This window comes from Silvimonas soli (assembly GCF_030035605.1).
Taxonomy (GTDB): Bacteria; Pseudomonadota; Gammaproteobacteria; order Burkholderiales; family Chitinibacteraceae; genus Silvimonas; species Silvimonas soli.
This window is the reverse complement of the sequence record NZ_CP106736.1, coordinates 4351745-4369106: the sequence shown is the minus strand read 5'-3', so window position 1 is coordinate 4369106 and position 17362 is coordinate 4351745. Positions and strand designations below refer to the sequence as shown.

Genomic DNA, 17362 nt, shown 5'->3' with positions numbered 1-17362 from the left:
CGTTCATGCCGCGAAATTATGCACCAGACGTTGCGTCCAGTTAGTTTCGCCGTCGGCAAAACTGTAGTGTTCGACTTTACCGTCTGCTAGCCGTTCCACCGTGATACGTGCTGGATTGACGCCGTTCTGACTCAACCATGAGCCCTCTTCAATCCGGAAGCGAAAATCCTCATGGGTCAAAGACAACGCTTCCAGGGCGGCGTCCAGCGCAACACGCTGATCCCAAGGCAAATCATCAATACTCGCTTGCGCCATCCAGCCCTCTCTTTGTCATTATGGCAATCCGTCTATCATATCTGCCGTATCGTTACCGCACGACCCCGCTCATTCAGAGCTGGGAAAAATTGCCTTTCGCCAGATCGGTTTCAAATTCGTGCAGCCAACCGGTGTTGCTCTCACCCAGATAGAGCTTGATGCGGTCAAACCTGGCCACACTGACCTCCCGCTGGTGCGCCCCGGCGCTGCCATTCAGGAATGAGTCATTGGCAACCACATCAAAATCTTCGTAAACATAACCGTGGCGCTCACATGCGCTGATGAAACTGGTTTGTTCATCGGCATCAAATTGGTAAAACAGTTTCTGGGCCATGGGGCGTCCTCCGGGTGGTCATTTCGGTCCAGCATAGACTACCGAGGCATTGCGCTGGGAATTTTCCCGGCAAATGGATTACCTCACCAGGAACAGGCTGACGGTATCGAAAACCACACCATGTTACCAGGATTACGCGGATAGACAGTCAAGCGGGCGTTTGAATTGGTAGAATGGCGGGTCGCGCCAGATTGGCCCGGATACAGCCCACACAAAGCGGGTATCCAAGCGGGTGTAAAAGCTCAAATCAAAAACATAAACCCTTATGGATCACCGTTCAGGAATCTGAAATGCCTTTGCTTTACGTCGAAAATGCCAGCCTTGCCTATGGTCACTGGCCCTTGCTTGACCACGCCACTTTCTCGCTGGAGGAAGGCGAGCGCGTTGGGCTGATTGGCCGCAATGGTCAGGGCAAGTCAACCTTGCTCAAGGCAATTGCCGGAGTGGCAACGCTGGATGAAGGCGCCATTCGTGTCAGCCAGAACGCTCGTCTGGCATTTGTAGCGCAAGAGCCTGAGTTTCAGCCTGGCCAAACTGTTTTTGAAGCCGTCGCCGAAGGCTTGGGCGATTTGCGGCAGATTCTGATTGATTACCACGCCTGCGCCGAAACTCAAGACGGCAGTGAAGAGGCGTTGTCCCGCCTGATGGATTTGCAGCACGAACTGGAAGCTCGCGATGGCTGGCGTTTTGATGTGCTGATCGCCGGCACTCTTACCCATCTGGGTTTGCCACCACAAACGCTGGTCTCCGAATTGTCGGGCGGCTGGAAAAAACGCGTAGCGCTGGCTCGCGCCTTGGTGAGCGAGCCGCAAATATTGTTGCTGGATGAGCCGACCAACCATCTGGACGTCAGCGCCATTGAATGGCTGGAAGGTTTGCTCAACAACTTCTCCGGCAGCGTGCTGTTTATTACTCACGATCGACGCTTTCTGGATAATGTCGCCACGCGCATCATCGAGCTGGATCGCGGCAATATCGCCAGTTTCCCAGGCAATTTCTCGACCTATGAAGTGCGCAAGGCCGAACTGATCGCCCAGGAAGAAACGGTAAATCGCAAGTTCGACAAAGTGCTGGCGCAAGAAGAAGTCTGGATTCGCAAAGGCGTGGAAGCGCGTCGTACCCGCAATGAAGGCCGCGTGCGGCAACTGGAAAAACTGCGTCGCGAACGCGCAGCGCGGCGTGAACGCATTGGCAATGTCTCGTTCCAGCTGGATGCGGGCGAGCGCTCAGGCAAGCTGATTGCCGAGTTTGAAAACGCCACCAAGTCCTTCGGCAGCAAGATCATTCTGAAAGACTTCACCAGTCGCTTGATTCGTGGCGACAAGATTGGTTTGGTCGGCCCGAACGGCGTGGGCAAAACCACTTTCCTGAAGATGGTGCTGGGCGAACTGGAAGCTGATTCCGGCACCATTCAACGCGGTACCAAAATCGAAGTGGCGTATTTCGACCAGTTCCGTGAGCAACTGGACGAAAACGCCACCGTGGCCGATGTGGTCAGCCAAGGTAACGAGTTCGTCGAAATTGGCGGCGCCCGCAAACACATCATGGGCTATCTGGAAGAATTCCTGTTCCCGGCTGAGCGCGCACGCAGCCCGGTGCGGTCTTTGTCGGGGGGTGAGCGCAACCGGCTGTTGCTGGCGCGCCTGTTTACCCGTCCGGCCAACGTGCTGGTGCTGGACGAACCCACCAACGATCTAGACATCGACACTCTCGAATTGCTGGAACAGTTGCTGATTGATTATCCGGGCACTGTGTTTCTGGTCTCACATGACCGGGCATTCCTGGACAACGTGGTCACCCAGGTTGTAGCTTTTGAGGGCGACGGCGTATTGCTGGAGAACGCTGGCGGTTATAGCGACTGGCAGCAAGCGCGTGCCCGGATGATGCAAGCCCGGGCCGCAAGCGCTGCAGCGAGCAGTTCGCCCGCCAAAGAATCGACCAATGCCGGCGACAAACAGGCTGATCGCAATCGCCAGCGCCCTGCCCGCCTCAGCTTTAATGAGCAGCGCGAACTGGAGAAATTGCCTGCCGAGATCGCCGCGCTGGAAGAGGAACAAGTCAGTTTGCACGATGCAATGCAAAGCCCGGATCTATACCGGAACGACCCAACAAAGGCACGTGAGATGCAAAATCGGGTAGAACTCATTGAAACCAGCTTGATGGAAAAGCTGGAACGCTGGGAACAACTGGAAGCGCGGCGCTAAACATTCATGGCCTGGCTGTTCAGCCCACGCGGACCCACCCTGCCGCGCCAATCGTCACTACGCCCGATGCGAGTCGGGCTGGTGGCGTTTTACGTGATCTTGTTGCTGATCTGCGGACTGATACTCGCCTGGCTCACCCTGCGTGATTACGATGCCAGTCTGGATGAGGCGCGGCGGCAGAATCTGCTGCTGGCCCGCTCGCTGGATGAGCACACCACCCGCACGTTCATCTCGGCCGAGCAAGCCATTCAAGGCACGGTGGACCGGCTGGAAATTGCTGGCGGTGTTGGCAATGCCGACGCGCAGGAAATCTCCCGCGAGCTACGCAACAAGTTGCGGCTGACTCCGCAAATCAGCGATATCGTGACGGTCGATGAACAGGGTGTGGTGCGCAGTAGTGCAGCGCATCCGGGCGCACACGATATCGACTTTTCTGATCGCGCGTGGCTGCAATACCATCGCGACAGCACCGACCCGCGTTTTCTGGTCTCCGGCCCGCTGATTGGCAAAATCACCGCTACCTGGAATATTCCGGTTTCACATCGCGTTGACCGGCCTGACGGCAGTTTTGGCGGCGCGGTGGTCGCTGGCATCGAGCCTGACTATTTCAACCGCTTTTATCGCTCACTCAAGCTGCCAGCGGGCACGCATATCAAGTTGTTGCGCAACGACGGCATCTTGCTACTGAATTACCCGCTGGATACCCGAGAACTGGGCCGCAATTTACGCAGCGCCAATGTCTCGCGTTTTGAACAAAGCCGCCAGAATCACGGCGCGTTTTACATGGACAGCACCCAGTCCGGCAGCGACACGCTGGTTACTTTCCTGGTGTCGGAAGGCGAACTACCGATCATCGTGATGGTGACGTCCGATCTGGACATCGTGCTGCAGAAATTTCACAGCGACCTCCTGGGGCGCGCCGTATCGGCACTGGTGCTGATCCTGGTCGTGAGCGTTTTGCTGTTCTTGCTGCTACGGCAAATCAAGCGAGTCGAGCAGATCGAGTCTCGGCTCTACCTTACCCAGTTCACCGTTGATGAAGCGCCAGACGTTATTTTGTGGGCTGATCGCCAAGCGTTTGTGCGTTACGCCAACCGGGCGGCCTCAACCACCACAGGCTACCGCCACGACGAACTGCTCAAGCTACGTTTTCTTGATCTCTATCCACACATTACCGACCCGCAATGGCAGGAATTCTGGCAGCGTCTGCGACTCGAAAAACGGATGGTCCACATTACGCATCAGCGTAATCAGGAAGGCGCGCTGCAGCCTGTTGAAATCACTTTCAATTACGTGGAGTTCTTTCAGGAAGCGTATATCTGCAGCACGGTGCGCGATATCACCGAGCAACAAAACTCCGAACGCGAACTGCGGCGCCACCGCGACCACTTGCAAGATCTAGTGCTGGAACGCACGGCAGAAATCCGTACAGTGCTGGATGCCAGTCCGCTGGCCATCATGTTGTCGGTGCGCAATACCATTCGCCTGGTTAATCCGGCTTTTGAAATATTGTTCGGCTACGCCGCCAGCGACATCATTGGTCTGCCCACGCGGGTCATTCATGGGTCTGAGGCGCGTTACAACGAGCTAGCCACCACCATCTGGGCCCGCATCAATACCGGCGGTGTGTTTCGCGGCGAAATCGAATTGTTCCGCCGCGATCACTCAGGCTTCTGGGCCATGATGTACGCCAAAGCACTGGTGCCTGGCGACCCTGGCAAAGGCATGATCACGGTCATCGAAGATGTCACCGCCCAACGTATTGCCGCACAGGCGCTACGCCAGTCCGAGCGATTGAAACGCACCATTATTGATACCACGGCCGACGGTTTTATCCTGATCGATACCCATCGTCATATCGTCGATGTAAACCACGCCTTTTGCCAGGTGCTGGGCTTGCGGCGCGAAGACTTGATCGGCGAGCAGCCGCACACCATCTGGGGCGAGCCCGCACTGCAGATTTTCCCGGTGTCATTGGTCAACGATAGTGCCGGTGAAAACCGGTTGTCTGAGGTGACGCTGGTTGACGCCAATGGCGAGCGTCAGCCTTTCCTGGTGAGTTCGGCCGCCATTCTGGATGAGCAACACAACCTGGAATACGCCTTTGCGTTCCTGACCAATATCTCGCATCTGAAAGATATTGAACGCAAGCTGGTTGAAGCCAAAGATGCCGCGGAAGAAGCCAATATCTCCAAATCGGCCTTCCTCGCCAACATGTCGCATGAACTGCGCACGCCGATGCACGCAATTCTGAGTTTCTCGGAAATGGGCATTTCCAAGGCCAGTCGCGGTGAGCCAGGCGCGTTGGGGCGCTATTTTGAGCGCATTCATTCCAGCGGCAACCGCTTGCTGGTGCTGCTGAATGACTTGCTGGATATGTCCCGTCTTGAAGCCAACAAGATGCGCTACGACAAAACCCGGCACTGCCTGCAATTGGCAGTACAAGGCGCTGCCTCTGAAATTGCCCCGCTACTCAGCACGCTCAATCTGCGGCTGGATATTGAAGACGACAGCGAACCGCTCTACGCCGTATTTGACCAGGCGCGACTGATGCAGGTGGTGGTTAATCTGTTATCCAACGCTATCAAGTTCAGTCCGCCCGATAGCGTTATCGAAATCCGCTATCTGGAACAGGCGACGCTGGCATCAGGCGCCGCTGCGGTCGGTTTGACCGTGCGTGACCATGGACCCGGCATTCCGGAACACGAACTGGATGCCATCTTTGACAAGTTCATCCAGAGCGCGCGGGTACGGGCCGAGGCTGGCGGCACTGGTCTTGGGCTGGCAATCAGCAAGCAGATCATGGAAGACCACGGCGGCAGCGTGACCGCGTGCAACCACCCCGACGGAGGCGCGGTATTTACCGTACTGCTGCAAATGGAGCAACAACTGACGGCCAGCACCGTCGGTTAGCCGCCACCGACGCTTTGCCGTACAATTGCCGGTTTCGCTTTCAACTGCCCCAGACCATGCCCGATATTGCTCGCGAAGTTGCGCGCCGCCGTACCTTCGCCATCATTTCTCACCCCGATGCCGGTAAAACCACGCTGACTGAAAAACTGTTGCTGTTTTCAGGTGCGATTCAGCTCGCCGGTACCGTCAAGGGCAAGAAAGGCGGCAAGTTTGCCACTTCGGACTGGATGGATATCGAAAAGCAACGCGGTATTTCGGTTGCATCGTCGGTCATGCAGTTTGATTACCGCGATCACGTGGTCAATCTGCTCGACACTCCAGGCCACCAGGACTTCTCAGAAGATACCTATCGCGTGCTGACCGCTGTCGATTCAGCACTGATGGTGATTGACGCGGCCAAAGGCGTGGAAGAGCAAACCATCAAGTTACTGAACGTTTGCCGCTTGCGCCACACCCCGATCATCACGTTCATGAATAAATATGACCGTGAAGTGCGCGACAACCTGGAATTGCTGGATGAAGTCGAATCAGTCCTGAAGATTCGCTGCGCTCCGGTCACTTGGCCTATCGGCATGGGCAAGACTTTCCGCGGGGTGTATCACATCCTCAACGACCAGGTTTTGCTGTTCAAGTCGGGCGAAGGCCGCTCCAGTGACGCTGACGAGATTATTCAAGGCCTGGATAACCCACGCCTGGATGAGTTGTTTCCGCTGGAAATCGAACAAACCCGCATGGAACTGGATCTGGTGCGCGGCGCTTCGCACCCGTTTGATCTGGGCGAGTTCCTCTCCGGCAATCTGACGCCGGTGTTCTTTGGCTCGGCCATCAACAACTTTGGCGTGCGTGAAATTCTGAACGCACTGATTGACTGGGCCCCGGCTCCGGCAGAGCGTGATGCTACAGCGCGTGCAGTCTCGCCAACCGAAGAGAAGTTCTCTGCTTTTGTGTTCAAGATTCAGGCCAATATGGACCCGCGCCATCGCGACCGGATTGCGTTTCTGCGCGTTTGTTCTGGCCAATTTGAACGGGGCATGAAATTCAAGCACTTGCGCTTGGGCCGGGAAATCGCGGCTAATTCGGTGGTGACCTTTATGGCGCAAGGGCGTGAACAAGTCGAAGAAGCCTATGCTGGCGACATTATTGGTTTGCCCAACCACGGCAACATCCAGATTGGCGATTCGTTCTCTGAAGGCGAAGTGCTGGGCTTTACCGGCATTCCTTACTTTGCACCGGAAATGTTCCGCATCGTACGTATCCGCAACCCATTGAAAATCAAGCAATTGCAGAAAGGCTTGCAGCAACTGGGTGAAGAAGGCGCCGTGCAGGTATTCAAGCCACTGAATGGCTCGGATCTGATTTTGGGTGCCGTGGGCGTGCTGCAGTTTGAAGTGGTGGCTAGCCGGTTGGCCAACGAATACGGCGTTGATGCCATGTTTGAACCGGTGACCATCTATACCGCGCGATGGGCTTCGTGTGCTGATGCCAAACGCCTGGCCGAATTTGAACGGGCGCTCGAAAACAATCTGGCCCGTGACGCAGCCAATAGCCTGGCCTATCTGGCAACCAGCCGGGTCAACCTGGCATTGACTCAGGAACGCTGGCCCGAAATCGTGTTCCACGAAACGCGGGAACACGCCGTTACTCTTTAACGGCTCTGGTTGTAGCGCAATAAAAAAAGCACCGGCTATCCGGTGCTTTTTTTATTGCGCTTGCAATCTGCCGATTCTGTTCGAGCCTTAGAGGACACTTCCTGCAATTGTCTCTTCAACACCAGCAAAAACTACGAAATAAAACTACGAGAATATTCATTCTGCATCACATTCCCAGTCAAATTATTGACGCAGATCAATAAATTCCAGCTTCAATAAGCTCTTGATCTGTGTAGATATTTGCCAGGCTTTCCCCGTGGCGCGGTGCTATTCTAACTGCATCTAAGGCCCCTGAGGTGAACCCTTTGGGGGAGTAGTCTGAAGGTTTATGTCAAACAGACAGTCACCAAGGAGCATCAAACCATGAACGCACCGGAAGTTAATCTGCAGCTTGAAGCCTGGCGTGGTTTTACCGCTGGCGAGTGGCAGAAAAAAGTCGCTACCCGCGATTTTATCCAGGAAAATTATACCCCGTACGATGGTGATGACAGCTTCCTTGCCGGACCGACCGAACGCACCACCCAACTCTGGAACGAACTCTCCGTCCTGCTGAAAGAAGAACGCAAACGCGGCGTGCTGGAAGTCTCCGCTCAGGTTGGTTCTTCGATTACCTCGCACGGCCCAGGTTATATCAACAAAGATCTGGAAACCATTGTTGGTTTGCAAACCGATGCCCCGCTGCGCCGCGCCATCATGCCAAACGGCGGTCTGCGCATGGTGCAAAACTCCCTCAAAGCCTACCACTTTGAAGAGTCCCCGCTGATTACCGAAATCTTTACCAAATACCGTAAAGATCACAACATGGGCGTATTTGATGCCTATACCCCGGAAATCATGGCTTGCCGCAGTTCGGGCGTGATCACCGGTCTTCCTGACGCCTATGGACGTGGCCGTATTATCGGTGACTATCGCCGTGTGGCACTGTATGGCGTGGACTTCCTGATCGCGGATAAAAAACGTGAAAAGGCTGAACTGGATAACGTTCCGTTCACCGAAGAAGTCATTCGTCTGCGTGAAGAACTGTCGGAACAAATCAAGGCGCTGGCTGAACTCAAGCAAATGGGCAAGTCCTACGGCTTTGACCTGGCTCGTCCTGCTGCTACCGCGCAAGAAGCTGTGCAATGGCTGTATCTGAGCTATCTGGCTGCCGTGAAAGAACAAAACGGCGCAGCTATGTCTATCGGTCGTATCTCGACCTTCCTCGATATCTATATTGAGCGCGACATTAAAGAAGGCCGCATCACCGAAGCCGAAGCGCAAGAAATGATTGACCACATGGTCATGAAACTGCGGATCGTGCGTTTCCTGCGCACACCAGAGTACGACGAACTGTTCTCCGGCGATCCGACCTGGGTTACCGAATCGATTGGTGGCGTTGGCCTGGATGGTCGCCCTCTGGTCAGCAAGTGTAGCTTCCGTGTATTGCATACCCTGTACAACCTCGGGCCTGCACCAGAACCTAATCTGACTGTGTTGTGGTCAACTCAATTCCCGCAGGGCTTTAAAGAATTCTGCGCCAGGGTGTCGATTGATACCTCTGCCATCCAGTACGAAAACGACGATCTGATGCGCCCGCAATGGGGCGATGACTACGCAATTGCATGTTGCGTTTCGGCAATGGCCGTAGGCAAACAAATGCAGTTCTTTGGCGCTCGCGTCAACTTGGCTAAAGCCATGCTGTATGCCATCAATGGCGGCGTGGATGAAAAGAGCGGCAAAGTCGTGGCCAAGGGTTTTGAGCCAATCAAGAGTGATGTGCTGAGCTATGACGAACTCCTGCCCAAGTACGACCTGATGCTCGACTGGCTGGCCAAGACTTACGTCACGGCGCTCAATTGCATCCACTATATGCATGATAAATATGCATACGAACGCATCGAAATGGCCCTGCATGACCGCGATATCCTGCGCACCATGGCATGTGGTATCGCCGGTTTGTCAGTCGCAGCGGACTCGCTGTCGGCCGTGAAGCACGCCAAGGTTCACGTTATCCGTAATGAAAACGGTCTGGCTGTCGATTACAAGATCGAAGGCACCTACCCTGCATACGGCAATAACGACGACCGTGTCGATGACATCGCGGTATGGCTGACCGAATCGTTCATGAAGAAGATCAAAGCCCAACCGGCCTTCTACCGTAACGCCACGCCAACCCAGTCCGTACTGACCATTACCTCTAACGTGGTTTATGGCAAGAAGACCGGTAACACGCCAGATGGTCGCCGTTCAGGTGCACCGTTCTCACCGGGTGCCAACCCAATGAATGGTCGGGATGAAAACGGCTTTATCGCTGCGGGCTTCTCAGTTTCGAAGATTCCATACGAAGCTGCGCTGGATGGTATTTCATGGACAGCCTCGATGACACCGGACTCGCTGGGTCACAACCCGCAAGACCGTATCAAGACTCTGGCTGCCTCGATTGACGGTCTGTTTGGCCCGCACGGTGAAGGTGGTGGTTCGGCTTGTGCTGCAACTGAAGCCGTTGAAACTGCCATGGACAAGCTGTTCCATCTGAACATGAATGTGATGAATCGCGACACCCTGATGGATGCGATGGAGCACCCGGAAAACTACCCACAACTGACCGTGCGTGTTTCTGGTTATGCCGTCAATTTTGTGAAGCTGACCCGCGAGCAACAAATGGACGTGATTAACCGCACGTTCCACGATCGGGTTTAAACCAGCAAGAGGGATGTCCGGAGTTTTACTCCGGCATCCCGGTAACAAGGATTTCGAAATGGCTCAGAATCAATTGTTTCACCTGAACATGAATGTGTTGAATCGGGACACTCTGCTGGACGCAATGGAAAATCCAGACAAATACCCGCAACTGACAATTCGTGTGTCCGGCTATGCCGTGAATTTCGTCAAGCTCACGCGTGAGCAGCAGCTGGACGTGATCAACCGCACTTTCCACGCAACGGTATAACCGTAGCGCGTCAGCCTTACCGCTGACCCATCAAATCGCGGACCGGTATGGCATTTGCCCCCGGTCCGTTTTATATATGCTTTATCGCCTGCTGGTTTTGCCAGTCGGCCCCAGTTGGCCCTTGGGCAAACCCATAAAAATCAGAATTTGCACCCCGGAGATCACATGGAAACCATCGAACTGAAAAAGGTCGGCGAGATCGCCCCTGCCGCTTACGATGCGCAGGGCCGCCAGGTTGGCTTTGTGCATTCCATCGAGACCGGCGCTGCGGTCGATGGTCCGGGTATGCGCTTTGCCCTATTTGTGAGTGGCTGTCAGTTCCGCTGCCTGTACTGCCATAACCCGGATACCTGGAAGCTGCATAACGGCAAGGTCTACACAGTCGATGATGTCATTGCGGAGATCGGCAAATACGCCAGTTTCTTGCGTGTGGCCGGTGGCCTGACCATTTCCGGTGGCGAGCCGATGATGCAAGCCCATTTTACCGGTGAAATCTTCCGTCGCGCCAAACACGAACTGAAACTGCATACTGCGCTCGACACCCAAGGCTTCCTGTCTGGCAACCTGCCAGATGAGTGGTTTGAACCTATTGACCTGGTGCTGCTGGATATCAAGGAATTCAACAACGAGCGGCATGAGCGTCTTACCGGAAAACCGGTCGAACCCAGTTTGCTGTTCGCCAAACGTTTAGCCGCCATGAAAAAGCCGGTTTGGCTGCGCTACGTGCTAGTGCACGGTTTTTCGGACTTCGAAGACGATGTGGAAGGTCTTGCCACTTTCGTGGCCAGCCTGGGCAATGTCGAGAGAGTAGAAGTATTGCCCTTTCACAAAATGGGCGAATCCAAGTGGCAAGAGCTCGGGCTGGATTACGAACTCACCAACGTTCAACCGCCTTCGCCCGAACTGACCCATCGCGTACGCGAGCAATTTCGCAAGCACGGGCTAATCACCTACTAAGCTGAAATCGCCTTTCAGGATGACCCCATGCCCCGCGCAGGCCATTTCCGGATTCGTGGGGCGTTTTGCGGCAGGCATGTTAAACTTGCCCTGCCTTGAACAAGTCCCCTGCCCATGTACGAACTCCTGATCGGCCTGCGTTACACCCGAGCGCGAAGGCGCAACGGCTTTATCTCGTTTATCTCCCTGATTTCCATATTGGGTATCGCGCTAGGCGTTGCCGCGCTGATCATTGTGCTGTCCGTCATGAACGGCTTCCAGGGTGAGGTGCGCGATCGCATTCTGGCCATGGCCGCCCACGTACAAATCAGCGGTGCAGACAATCATCTGCAACAGTGGCAAACCGTGGCGCAAGAGGCTGCCAAAAATCCGCATGTCAAAGCTACCGCGCCTTATGTGCTGGGCCAGGGCTTGCTGACTGCGGGTGGTCAGGTCAAAGGTGCGTTGATTCGAGGCATCGACCCCGCGCAAGAACCTGGCGTCAGCCCGGCGGTTGCCAACGTTTACGGCGGCAAACTCACCAACTTGATCCCCGGGACCTTTGGTGTGGTTTTGGGCTGGCAGCTGGCCAATGATCTGGGTGTTCGTCCCGGCGACAAGGTCACTTTGATCACACCGGATGGCCAAGTTACCCCCGCCGGATTGATTCCCCGTTTTCGCCAGTTCACCGTGGTCGGCTTGTTTCGTGCGGATTACTACCCCTACGACGCGGGCGTAGCGCTGATTGAAATGTCCGACGCGCAAAAGCTGTTCCGCATGGGTGATGCCATCTCGGGGGTGCGTTTGCGGCTGGATGATCCTTTGCTGGCGCGCAATGTCGCGCTGGAAATGGCTGGCCAGATGCCGAACCAGATGGTTAGCGACTGGAGCATGGAAAACCCCACCTATTTCCGCGCGGTAGAAATTGAAAAACGCATGATGTTTCTGATTCTGACCCTGATCGTGGCCGTGGCTGCGTTCAATCTGGTGTCCACGCTGGTTATGGTCGTCACCGACAAACAAGCTGATATCGCCATCCTGCGCACACTAGGCGCATCACCGGCCTCGATCATGAAAATCTTCATGATTCAGGGTGCGGTCTCTGGCTTTGTTGGCACATTCACCGGCGTATTCGGCGGTGTATTGGTCGCTCTGAACATTGGCACGATAGTCCCGTTTATTGAACGCATCTTGGGCACCCACATCCTTTCGCCAGACGTTTACCTGATTACCGAGTTGCCCTCCAAAGTGGAATGGAGCGATGTCAGCAGCATCGGTCTGATCTCGCTTGTGCTGGCGCTGCTCGCCACTATTTATCCAAGCTGGCGCGCCTCCCGTGTCAATCCGGCGGAGGCACTGCGCTATGAATAAGCAGCCAACAGCCATGCCAACCACCGTTTCCGATCTGGTGATCCAGGCCCAAGGTATCAGCAAGAGCTATATCAGCGGCAAGCTGGAAACCCACGTGCTGAGCAACGTCGACCTCACGCTGGCCAAGGGCGAAACGGTAGCGATTGTTGGTGCATCGGGTTCTGGCAAATCCACGTTACTGCATTTGATTGGCGCGCTGGATGTGCCATCGGCTGGCAGCGTACGCATCCTGGGAGCCAATCCGTTCACACTGCCCGATAGCAAACGTGGTGAGCTACGGAATCGCCACTTGGGTTTTGTGTACCAGTTTCATCATCTGCTGCCGGAATTCACCGCCGCCGAAAACGTCGCCATGCCCTTGTTGATCCGGCGTATGCCCAAAGCAGCGGCGCTCAAGCAAGCCGAGGCCATGCTGGAACGAGTCGGACTGGGACGTCGTAGCCATCACAAACCAGGCGAATTGTCTGGCGGCGAGCGCCAACGTGCAGCCATTGCCCGCGCGCTGGTGACCGAGCCCGATTGTGTGCTGGCCGATGAGCCCACCGGCAACCTGGATCGGGGCACTGCAGAAACGGTATTCGGTTTGATGCTGGAATTAAACCGGGCGCTGCAAACCAGCTTCATCATCGTGACCCACGATGTCACCTTGGCCCAGCGTTGCCAGCGGCAATTGCAGCTTACCGATGGCCATCTGCATCAATTGGTCAGCGGGTTGACCCTGTAATCCGGGCGCGAGGTACGCGGTGATTATTTTTCGCACCGATCAATATCCGCTGCCGTTACCGCCTGGCCATCGCTTTCCCGCACAAAAATATCGTTTGCTGTTTGAGGCGGTCAGCACGTTTGCTGCGGATTTGATCGAGACCGCTCCGGCGGCCACAGACTTCGAATTGCTCACCGCGCACAGTGCTCAATACCTGGAAAAACTGCGGGACGGCCAGCTTAGCAAGGCCGAAGAGCGTGTTTTGGGGTTGCCTTGGTCAGCTGAGTTGGTGGAGCGGTCACGCCGTTCTACCGGCGCTACGCTCGCCGCTTGCCGCACGGCGTTGCTGCAAGGCTGCGGTGCAAATCTGGCGGGTGGCACGCACCACGCCTACACAGATCACGGTAGCGGGTTTTGCGTCTTCAACGACAGCGCCGTGGCGCTGCGGGTGTTACAGCGGGAAGGCCTGATCCGCCGCGCGTTGGTGATTGATCTGGATGTGCATCAGGGCAATGGCACGGCAGATATCCTGGCGGATGACCCAGCGCTGTTTACGCTATCCATTCACGGCGCCAACAACTTCCCGTTTCAAAAAGCTCGCAGTGATCTGGATATCGAAATGCCGGACGCTTGCGATGATGTCACTTACCTCGCGCAACTCGAATGCACTTTACCCGCGCTATTGCAGCAACAACGCCCCGATCTGGTGCTGTATTTAGCCGGGGCCGATGCCTGGGAAGGAGATCGCCTTGGGCGCTTGGGATTGTCAGCCCAAGGCATACTGCAAAGGGATCAGTATGTACTTGGACTTTGCCAGCAATTTGATGTGCCGGTAGCCATCACCATGGGAGGTGGGTACGGTCGGGATATCAACCAGACCGTAGCCATTCATGCCGCAACTTTGCAGGCTGCGGTAACACTATTTGCTGCTACGGCTCAGCCGAAGAAGCATACATAGAGGCGTTGCGACCAACTGAGTTGTTGCCACCAGTTTTCACCCTGCTCCAGCACCGACCGGCCTTTATCCGACAGTACCCACGCCCGAATGCCGTTGGTCCATTCGCGTGGTGTAACCCAGCCGTAGTGATTGAAAAAGCTCAGCCACATTGCGGCCTCGGGACCGTAGCCATCCAGGTAGGTGGTCATGGATAACGGCCCGGCTTCCAGAATCGGATAGCCACATTGCATGCGACGCATTACCCCCAAAGCGCGTCGTGGGCGGGGGATTTCCAGAGTACTCATCCTGCGGTCCATCGTAATTGCGTTACAAAACTACAAGCATACTGCGTGCCAATCTGTAATTCAGTAACAAAATACAATATTCGGCGTCTCTGCATCCCGTTGAAAGAAAACAAAAAAGGCGAGGTCAACTACCCTCGCCTTTCCCTTGCTTCGGCTTGCCAGCTTGTTAACTACTCAAACCAACAATCAGCCGACCGTCACGCGTGCAAACTTGCGCTTGCCTACTTGCAGTACGACGGTTTCGCCTTTGGCGATCAGCAGATTTTTGTCTGCCACTTTTTCGCCATTCAGCTTCACCGCACCCGCCTGAATATCGCGGAACGCCTGCGAGGTAGACGGGCATAGCTGTGTTTCTTTCAGAACGTTACCGATCTGCAAACCTTCGCCTTCCGCTGCCAGGGTGAACTCGGGCATTTCATTCGGCATCGCGCCTTTCTGGAAACGGGTTTCAAAGTCGGTGAGCGCAGCTTCGGCGGCCGCTTGCGAGTGAAAACGAGCAACCAGCTCTTGTGCCAGCAACACCTTTACGTCACGCGGGTTGCGACCTGCAGCGATCTCTGCCTTGAAGGTTTCGATTTCGGTCATCGGCCGGAACGAGAGCAACTCAAAATAACGCCACATCAGCACATCGGAAACACTCATCACCTTGCCGAAAATTTCGTTGGCCGGTTCATCGATGCCGATATAGTTGCCCAGCGATTTGGACATCTTGTTGACGCCATCCAGCCCCTCCAGCAGTGGCATCATCAGCACCACTTGCGGCTCTTTGCCATGCTGCTGCTGCAACATGCGGCCCATCAGCAAGTTGAATTTCTGGTCCGTGCCGCCCAGTTCAACATCTGCATCCATCGCTACCGAGTCATAACCCTGCAGCAGCGGATACATGAACTCATGCACAGCGATGGGCTGATTATTGGCAAAGCGCTTGGAGAAATCGTCCCGCTCCAACATGCGCGCCACCGTAATGGACGATGCCAGCTTGAGCATGCCCGCCGCGCCCAGTTCGTTATGCCAGGTCGAATTGAACATGACGCGGGTTTTTTCGCGGTCCAGAATCTTGAAAACCTGGCGTTCGTAGGTTTCGGCGTTGCGCTTGACGTCTTCTTCGGTCAGCGGGGGCCGGGTAGTGTTTTTGCCGGTTGGATCACCAATGCGGCCGGTAAAGTCGCCAATCAGAAATTGCGCTTCGTGCCCCAGATCCTGCAGCTGCCGCATTTTGTTGATCAGCACCGTATGGCCCAAATGCAGATCTGGCGCTGTCGGGTCAAAACCAGCCTTGATCTTGAGCGGCACCCCGGTAGTGCGACTGCGTTCCAGCTTTTTGATCAGTTCGTCTTCTGGCAGGATTTCATCGGCACCGCGTTTGATGATTTGCAGGGCGGCGAGAGTGTCCGGATGCAGCGGCGCTTTTTCTTGTACGGTCATGGCAGTTCGATCTGATGTCTGGAAGCGGATGCGGCGTTCCAGTTGATTGGCATAGCCGGGCAGCTTTGTTACGCTCTAGTGCGCGTTGAGCCCGGAAACGGATGCAATAAACGCGCAATTCTACTGCAATTCGCCCTTTTCCCCTACCTGCCAAGCGCGCCGTCGCCTCGGACAAGGCGATTAACCCACTGGAAAACCCCATGACCGCGAACCATGATTTCTATATCGGCCTGATGACCGGGACCAGTCTGGATGGGGTAGATGCCGCGCTGGTGGATTTTTCCGGTGGCCAACCCCGATTGCACGCGGCTGTGGCGTTGCCGTTGGGAGAACAGCTGCGCGCCTTGTTAATGCAGTTACAGGCGCGTTCCGAGGACGAATTACATCTGGCCCATATGGCTGGGAATACCTTGGCAGATCTATACGCCGAGGCAGTTTCGCGTTTGTTGGTACAAAGCCATCTCACCACAGCAGACATCAAAGCCATTGGCAATCACGGCCAAACCGTGCGGCACCGGCCAGAAGTCGGCTACACCGTGCAGTTGGGCAACCACGCGCGACTGGCCGAACTAACCGGAATTACGGTTGTGGGTGATTTTCGCAGCCGCGACATTGCGGCTGGTGGTCAGGGAGCGCCGCTGGTCCCGGCGTTTCATCAGGCCATCTTTGGCCATACTGGCGAGCCTTGTGTCATTGCCAATATCGGCGGCATTGCCAATATCACCATTCTGGACCAAAGCGGCTCGATCATCGGTTTTGATACCGGGCCGGGCAATGTCCTGATGGATATGTGGACGCTGCAGCACCGCGGTGAACACTACGATGCGGGCGGTGCCTGGGCGGCCCAAGGGCACTTGCAGGCGGATTTGCTGCAAGCCATGTTGTCCGAGCCCTATTTCGCGCTATTGCCGCCGAAAAGCACCGGTCGCGATCTGTTCCATGGTGAATGGCTGCGGCGACAATTGACCAGCTACAGTCACGCCCCGCAAGACGTACAGGCCACCTTGAGTGCCCTGACCGCCCGGACCCTTGCCGATGCAATCCGCGCGCATGCGCCGCACGCCACTTCGGTTTATCTCTGCGGTGGAGGCGCTCACAACCTGCATCTACAACAGCAATTGCGCCAATGGTTGCCAAGCCAACGTGTGGAAACCACCGCTGCACTGGGTGTTGATCCGGACTGGGTAGAAGCCTATGCCTTTGCCTGGCTGGCCTGGCGCTGCCTGGCGCGGCAACCGGCCAATTTGCCGGAAGTAACCGGCGCGCATGGTCCGCGCATTCTGGGTGCCATCTGGCCAGCTTGATCCTCCTCCTCCTGCGCTAGCAATTTCTGTCGCGTTTTGCCTGCAGCATCATGTATTTCTGATAAAAGAATCTGCATGATGCGTGCATATCAGCCAT

At 55.6% G+C, this 17362-nt stretch carries 13 protein-coding genes and 1 pseudogene; 10 read left to right on the top strand and 4 right to left on the bottom strand.

What is annotated here, in order from left to right:
• Nucleotides 1–3 precede the first annotated feature (3 nt).
• Nucleotides 4–255 (bottom strand): hypothetical protein, encoded by a 252-nt coding sequence (locus N7220_RS20020; protein WP_283149301.1) that lies wholly within the window; start codon nucleotides 253–255, stop codon nucleotides 4–6.
• 73 nt (nucleotides 256–328) lie between these two features.
• On the bottom strand, nucleotides 329–589 hold the full coding sequence (locus tag N7220_RS20015; RefSeq protein ID WP_283149300.1) for a hypothetical protein: 261 nt from the start codon (nucleotides 587–589) through the stop codon (nucleotides 329–331).
• Between the two features lie 290 nt (nucleotides 590–879).
• Between N7220_RS20015 and N7220_RS20010 the strand changes: the two genes are divergently transcribed.
• The 9 genes and pseudogenes from N7220_RS20010 to N7220_RS19970 all read left to right on the top strand — a co-directional run bounded on the left by N7220_RS20010 (nucleotide 880) and on the right by N7220_RS19970 (nucleotide 14252).
• Complete coding sequence (locus tag N7220_RS20010) at nucleotides 880–2793, top strand: ATP-binding cassette domain-containing protein (RefSeq protein ID WP_283149299.1); 1914 nt, start codon at nucleotides 880–882, stop codon at nucleotides 2791–2793.
• A 6-nt stretch (nucleotides 2794–2799) separates the two neighbouring features.
• The gene (locus tag N7220_RS20005; protein WP_283149298.1) at nucleotides 2800–5706 is read left to right on the top strand and encodes a PAS domain S-box protein; all 2907 of its coding nucleotides are present in this window, start codon (nucleotides 2800–2802) and stop codon (nucleotides 5704–5706) included.
• 56 nt (nucleotides 5707–5762) lie between these two features.
• The gene (locus tag N7220_RS20000; RefSeq protein ID WP_283149297.1) at nucleotides 5763–7355 is read left to right on the top strand and encodes a peptide chain release factor 3; all 1593 of its coding nucleotides are present in this window, start codon (nucleotides 5763–5765) and stop codon (nucleotides 7353–7355) included.
• Between the two features lie 363 nt (nucleotides 7356–7718).
• Nucleotides 7719–10034 carry a formate C-acetyltransferase gene (pflB, locus tag N7220_RS19995; RefSeq protein ID WP_283149296.1) on the top strand — a complete coding sequence of 772 codons (2316 nt, stop codon included), beginning with the start codon at nucleotides 7719–7721 and terminating at the stop codon, nucleotides 10032–10034.
• Nucleotides 10035–10113: 79 nt separating this feature from the next.
• Nucleotides 10114–10284, top strand: a pseudogene (locus tag N7220_RS19990) (glycine radical domain-containing protein); the annotation flags it as partial.
• A 165-nt stretch (nucleotides 10285–10449) separates the two neighbouring features.
• The gene (gene pflA, locus N7220_RS19985; RefSeq protein ID WP_283149294.1) at nucleotides 10450–11241 is read left to right on the top strand and encodes a pyruvate formate-lyase-activating protein; all 792 of its coding nucleotides are present in this window, start codon (nucleotides 10450–10452) and stop codon (nucleotides 11239–11241) included.
• 114 nt (nucleotides 11242–11355) lie between these two features.
• On the top strand, nucleotides 11356–12591 hold the full coding sequence (locus N7220_RS19980; protein ID WP_283149293.1) for a lipoprotein-releasing ABC transporter permease subunit: 1236 nt from the start codon (nucleotides 11356–11358) through the stop codon (nucleotides 12589–12591).
• Entirely contained in the window at nucleotides 12584–13315 is a 732-nt protein-coding gene (gene lolD, locus N7220_RS19975; protein ID WP_283149292.1) for a lipoprotein-releasing ABC transporter ATP-binding protein LolD, read from the top strand. The genes N7220_RS19980 and lolD overlap by 8 nt, the downstream gene beginning before the upstream one ends.
• Nucleotides 13316–13334: 19 nt before the next feature.
• Nucleotides 13335–14252 (top strand): histone deacetylase family protein, encoded by a 918-nt coding sequence (locus tag N7220_RS19970; RefSeq protein ID WP_283149291.1) that lies wholly within the window; start codon nucleotides 13335–13337, stop codon nucleotides 14250–14252.
• Here the strand turns inward: N7220_RS19970 and N7220_RS19965 are convergent.
• Together N7220_RS19965 and tyrS are read right to left on the bottom strand one after the other, a co-directional pair.
• A complete protein-coding gene (locus N7220_RS19965) occupies nucleotides 14231–14536 on the bottom strand; it encodes a hypothetical protein (protein ID WP_283149290.1) in 306 nt (101 codons plus the stop codon). The two genes, N7220_RS19970 and N7220_RS19965, sit on opposite strands and share 22 nt — an antisense overlap.
• A 186-nt stretch (nucleotides 14537–14722) precedes the next feature.
• Entirely contained in the window at nucleotides 14723–15961 is a 1239-nt protein-coding gene (gene tyrS, locus N7220_RS19960; protein ID WP_283149289.1) for a tyrosine--tRNA ligase, read from the bottom strand.
• A 200-nt stretch (nucleotides 15962–16161) separates the two neighbouring features.
• On the opposite strand from tyrS, the gene N7220_RS19955 reads away from it, so the two are divergent.
• Nucleotides 16162–17265 carry an anhydro-N-acetylmuramic acid kinase gene (locus N7220_RS19955; protein WP_283149288.1) on the top strand — a complete coding sequence of 368 codons (1104 nt, stop codon included), beginning with the start codon at nucleotides 16162–16164 and terminating at the stop codon, nucleotides 17263–17265.
• Nucleotides 17266–17362 lie beyond the last annotated feature (97 nt).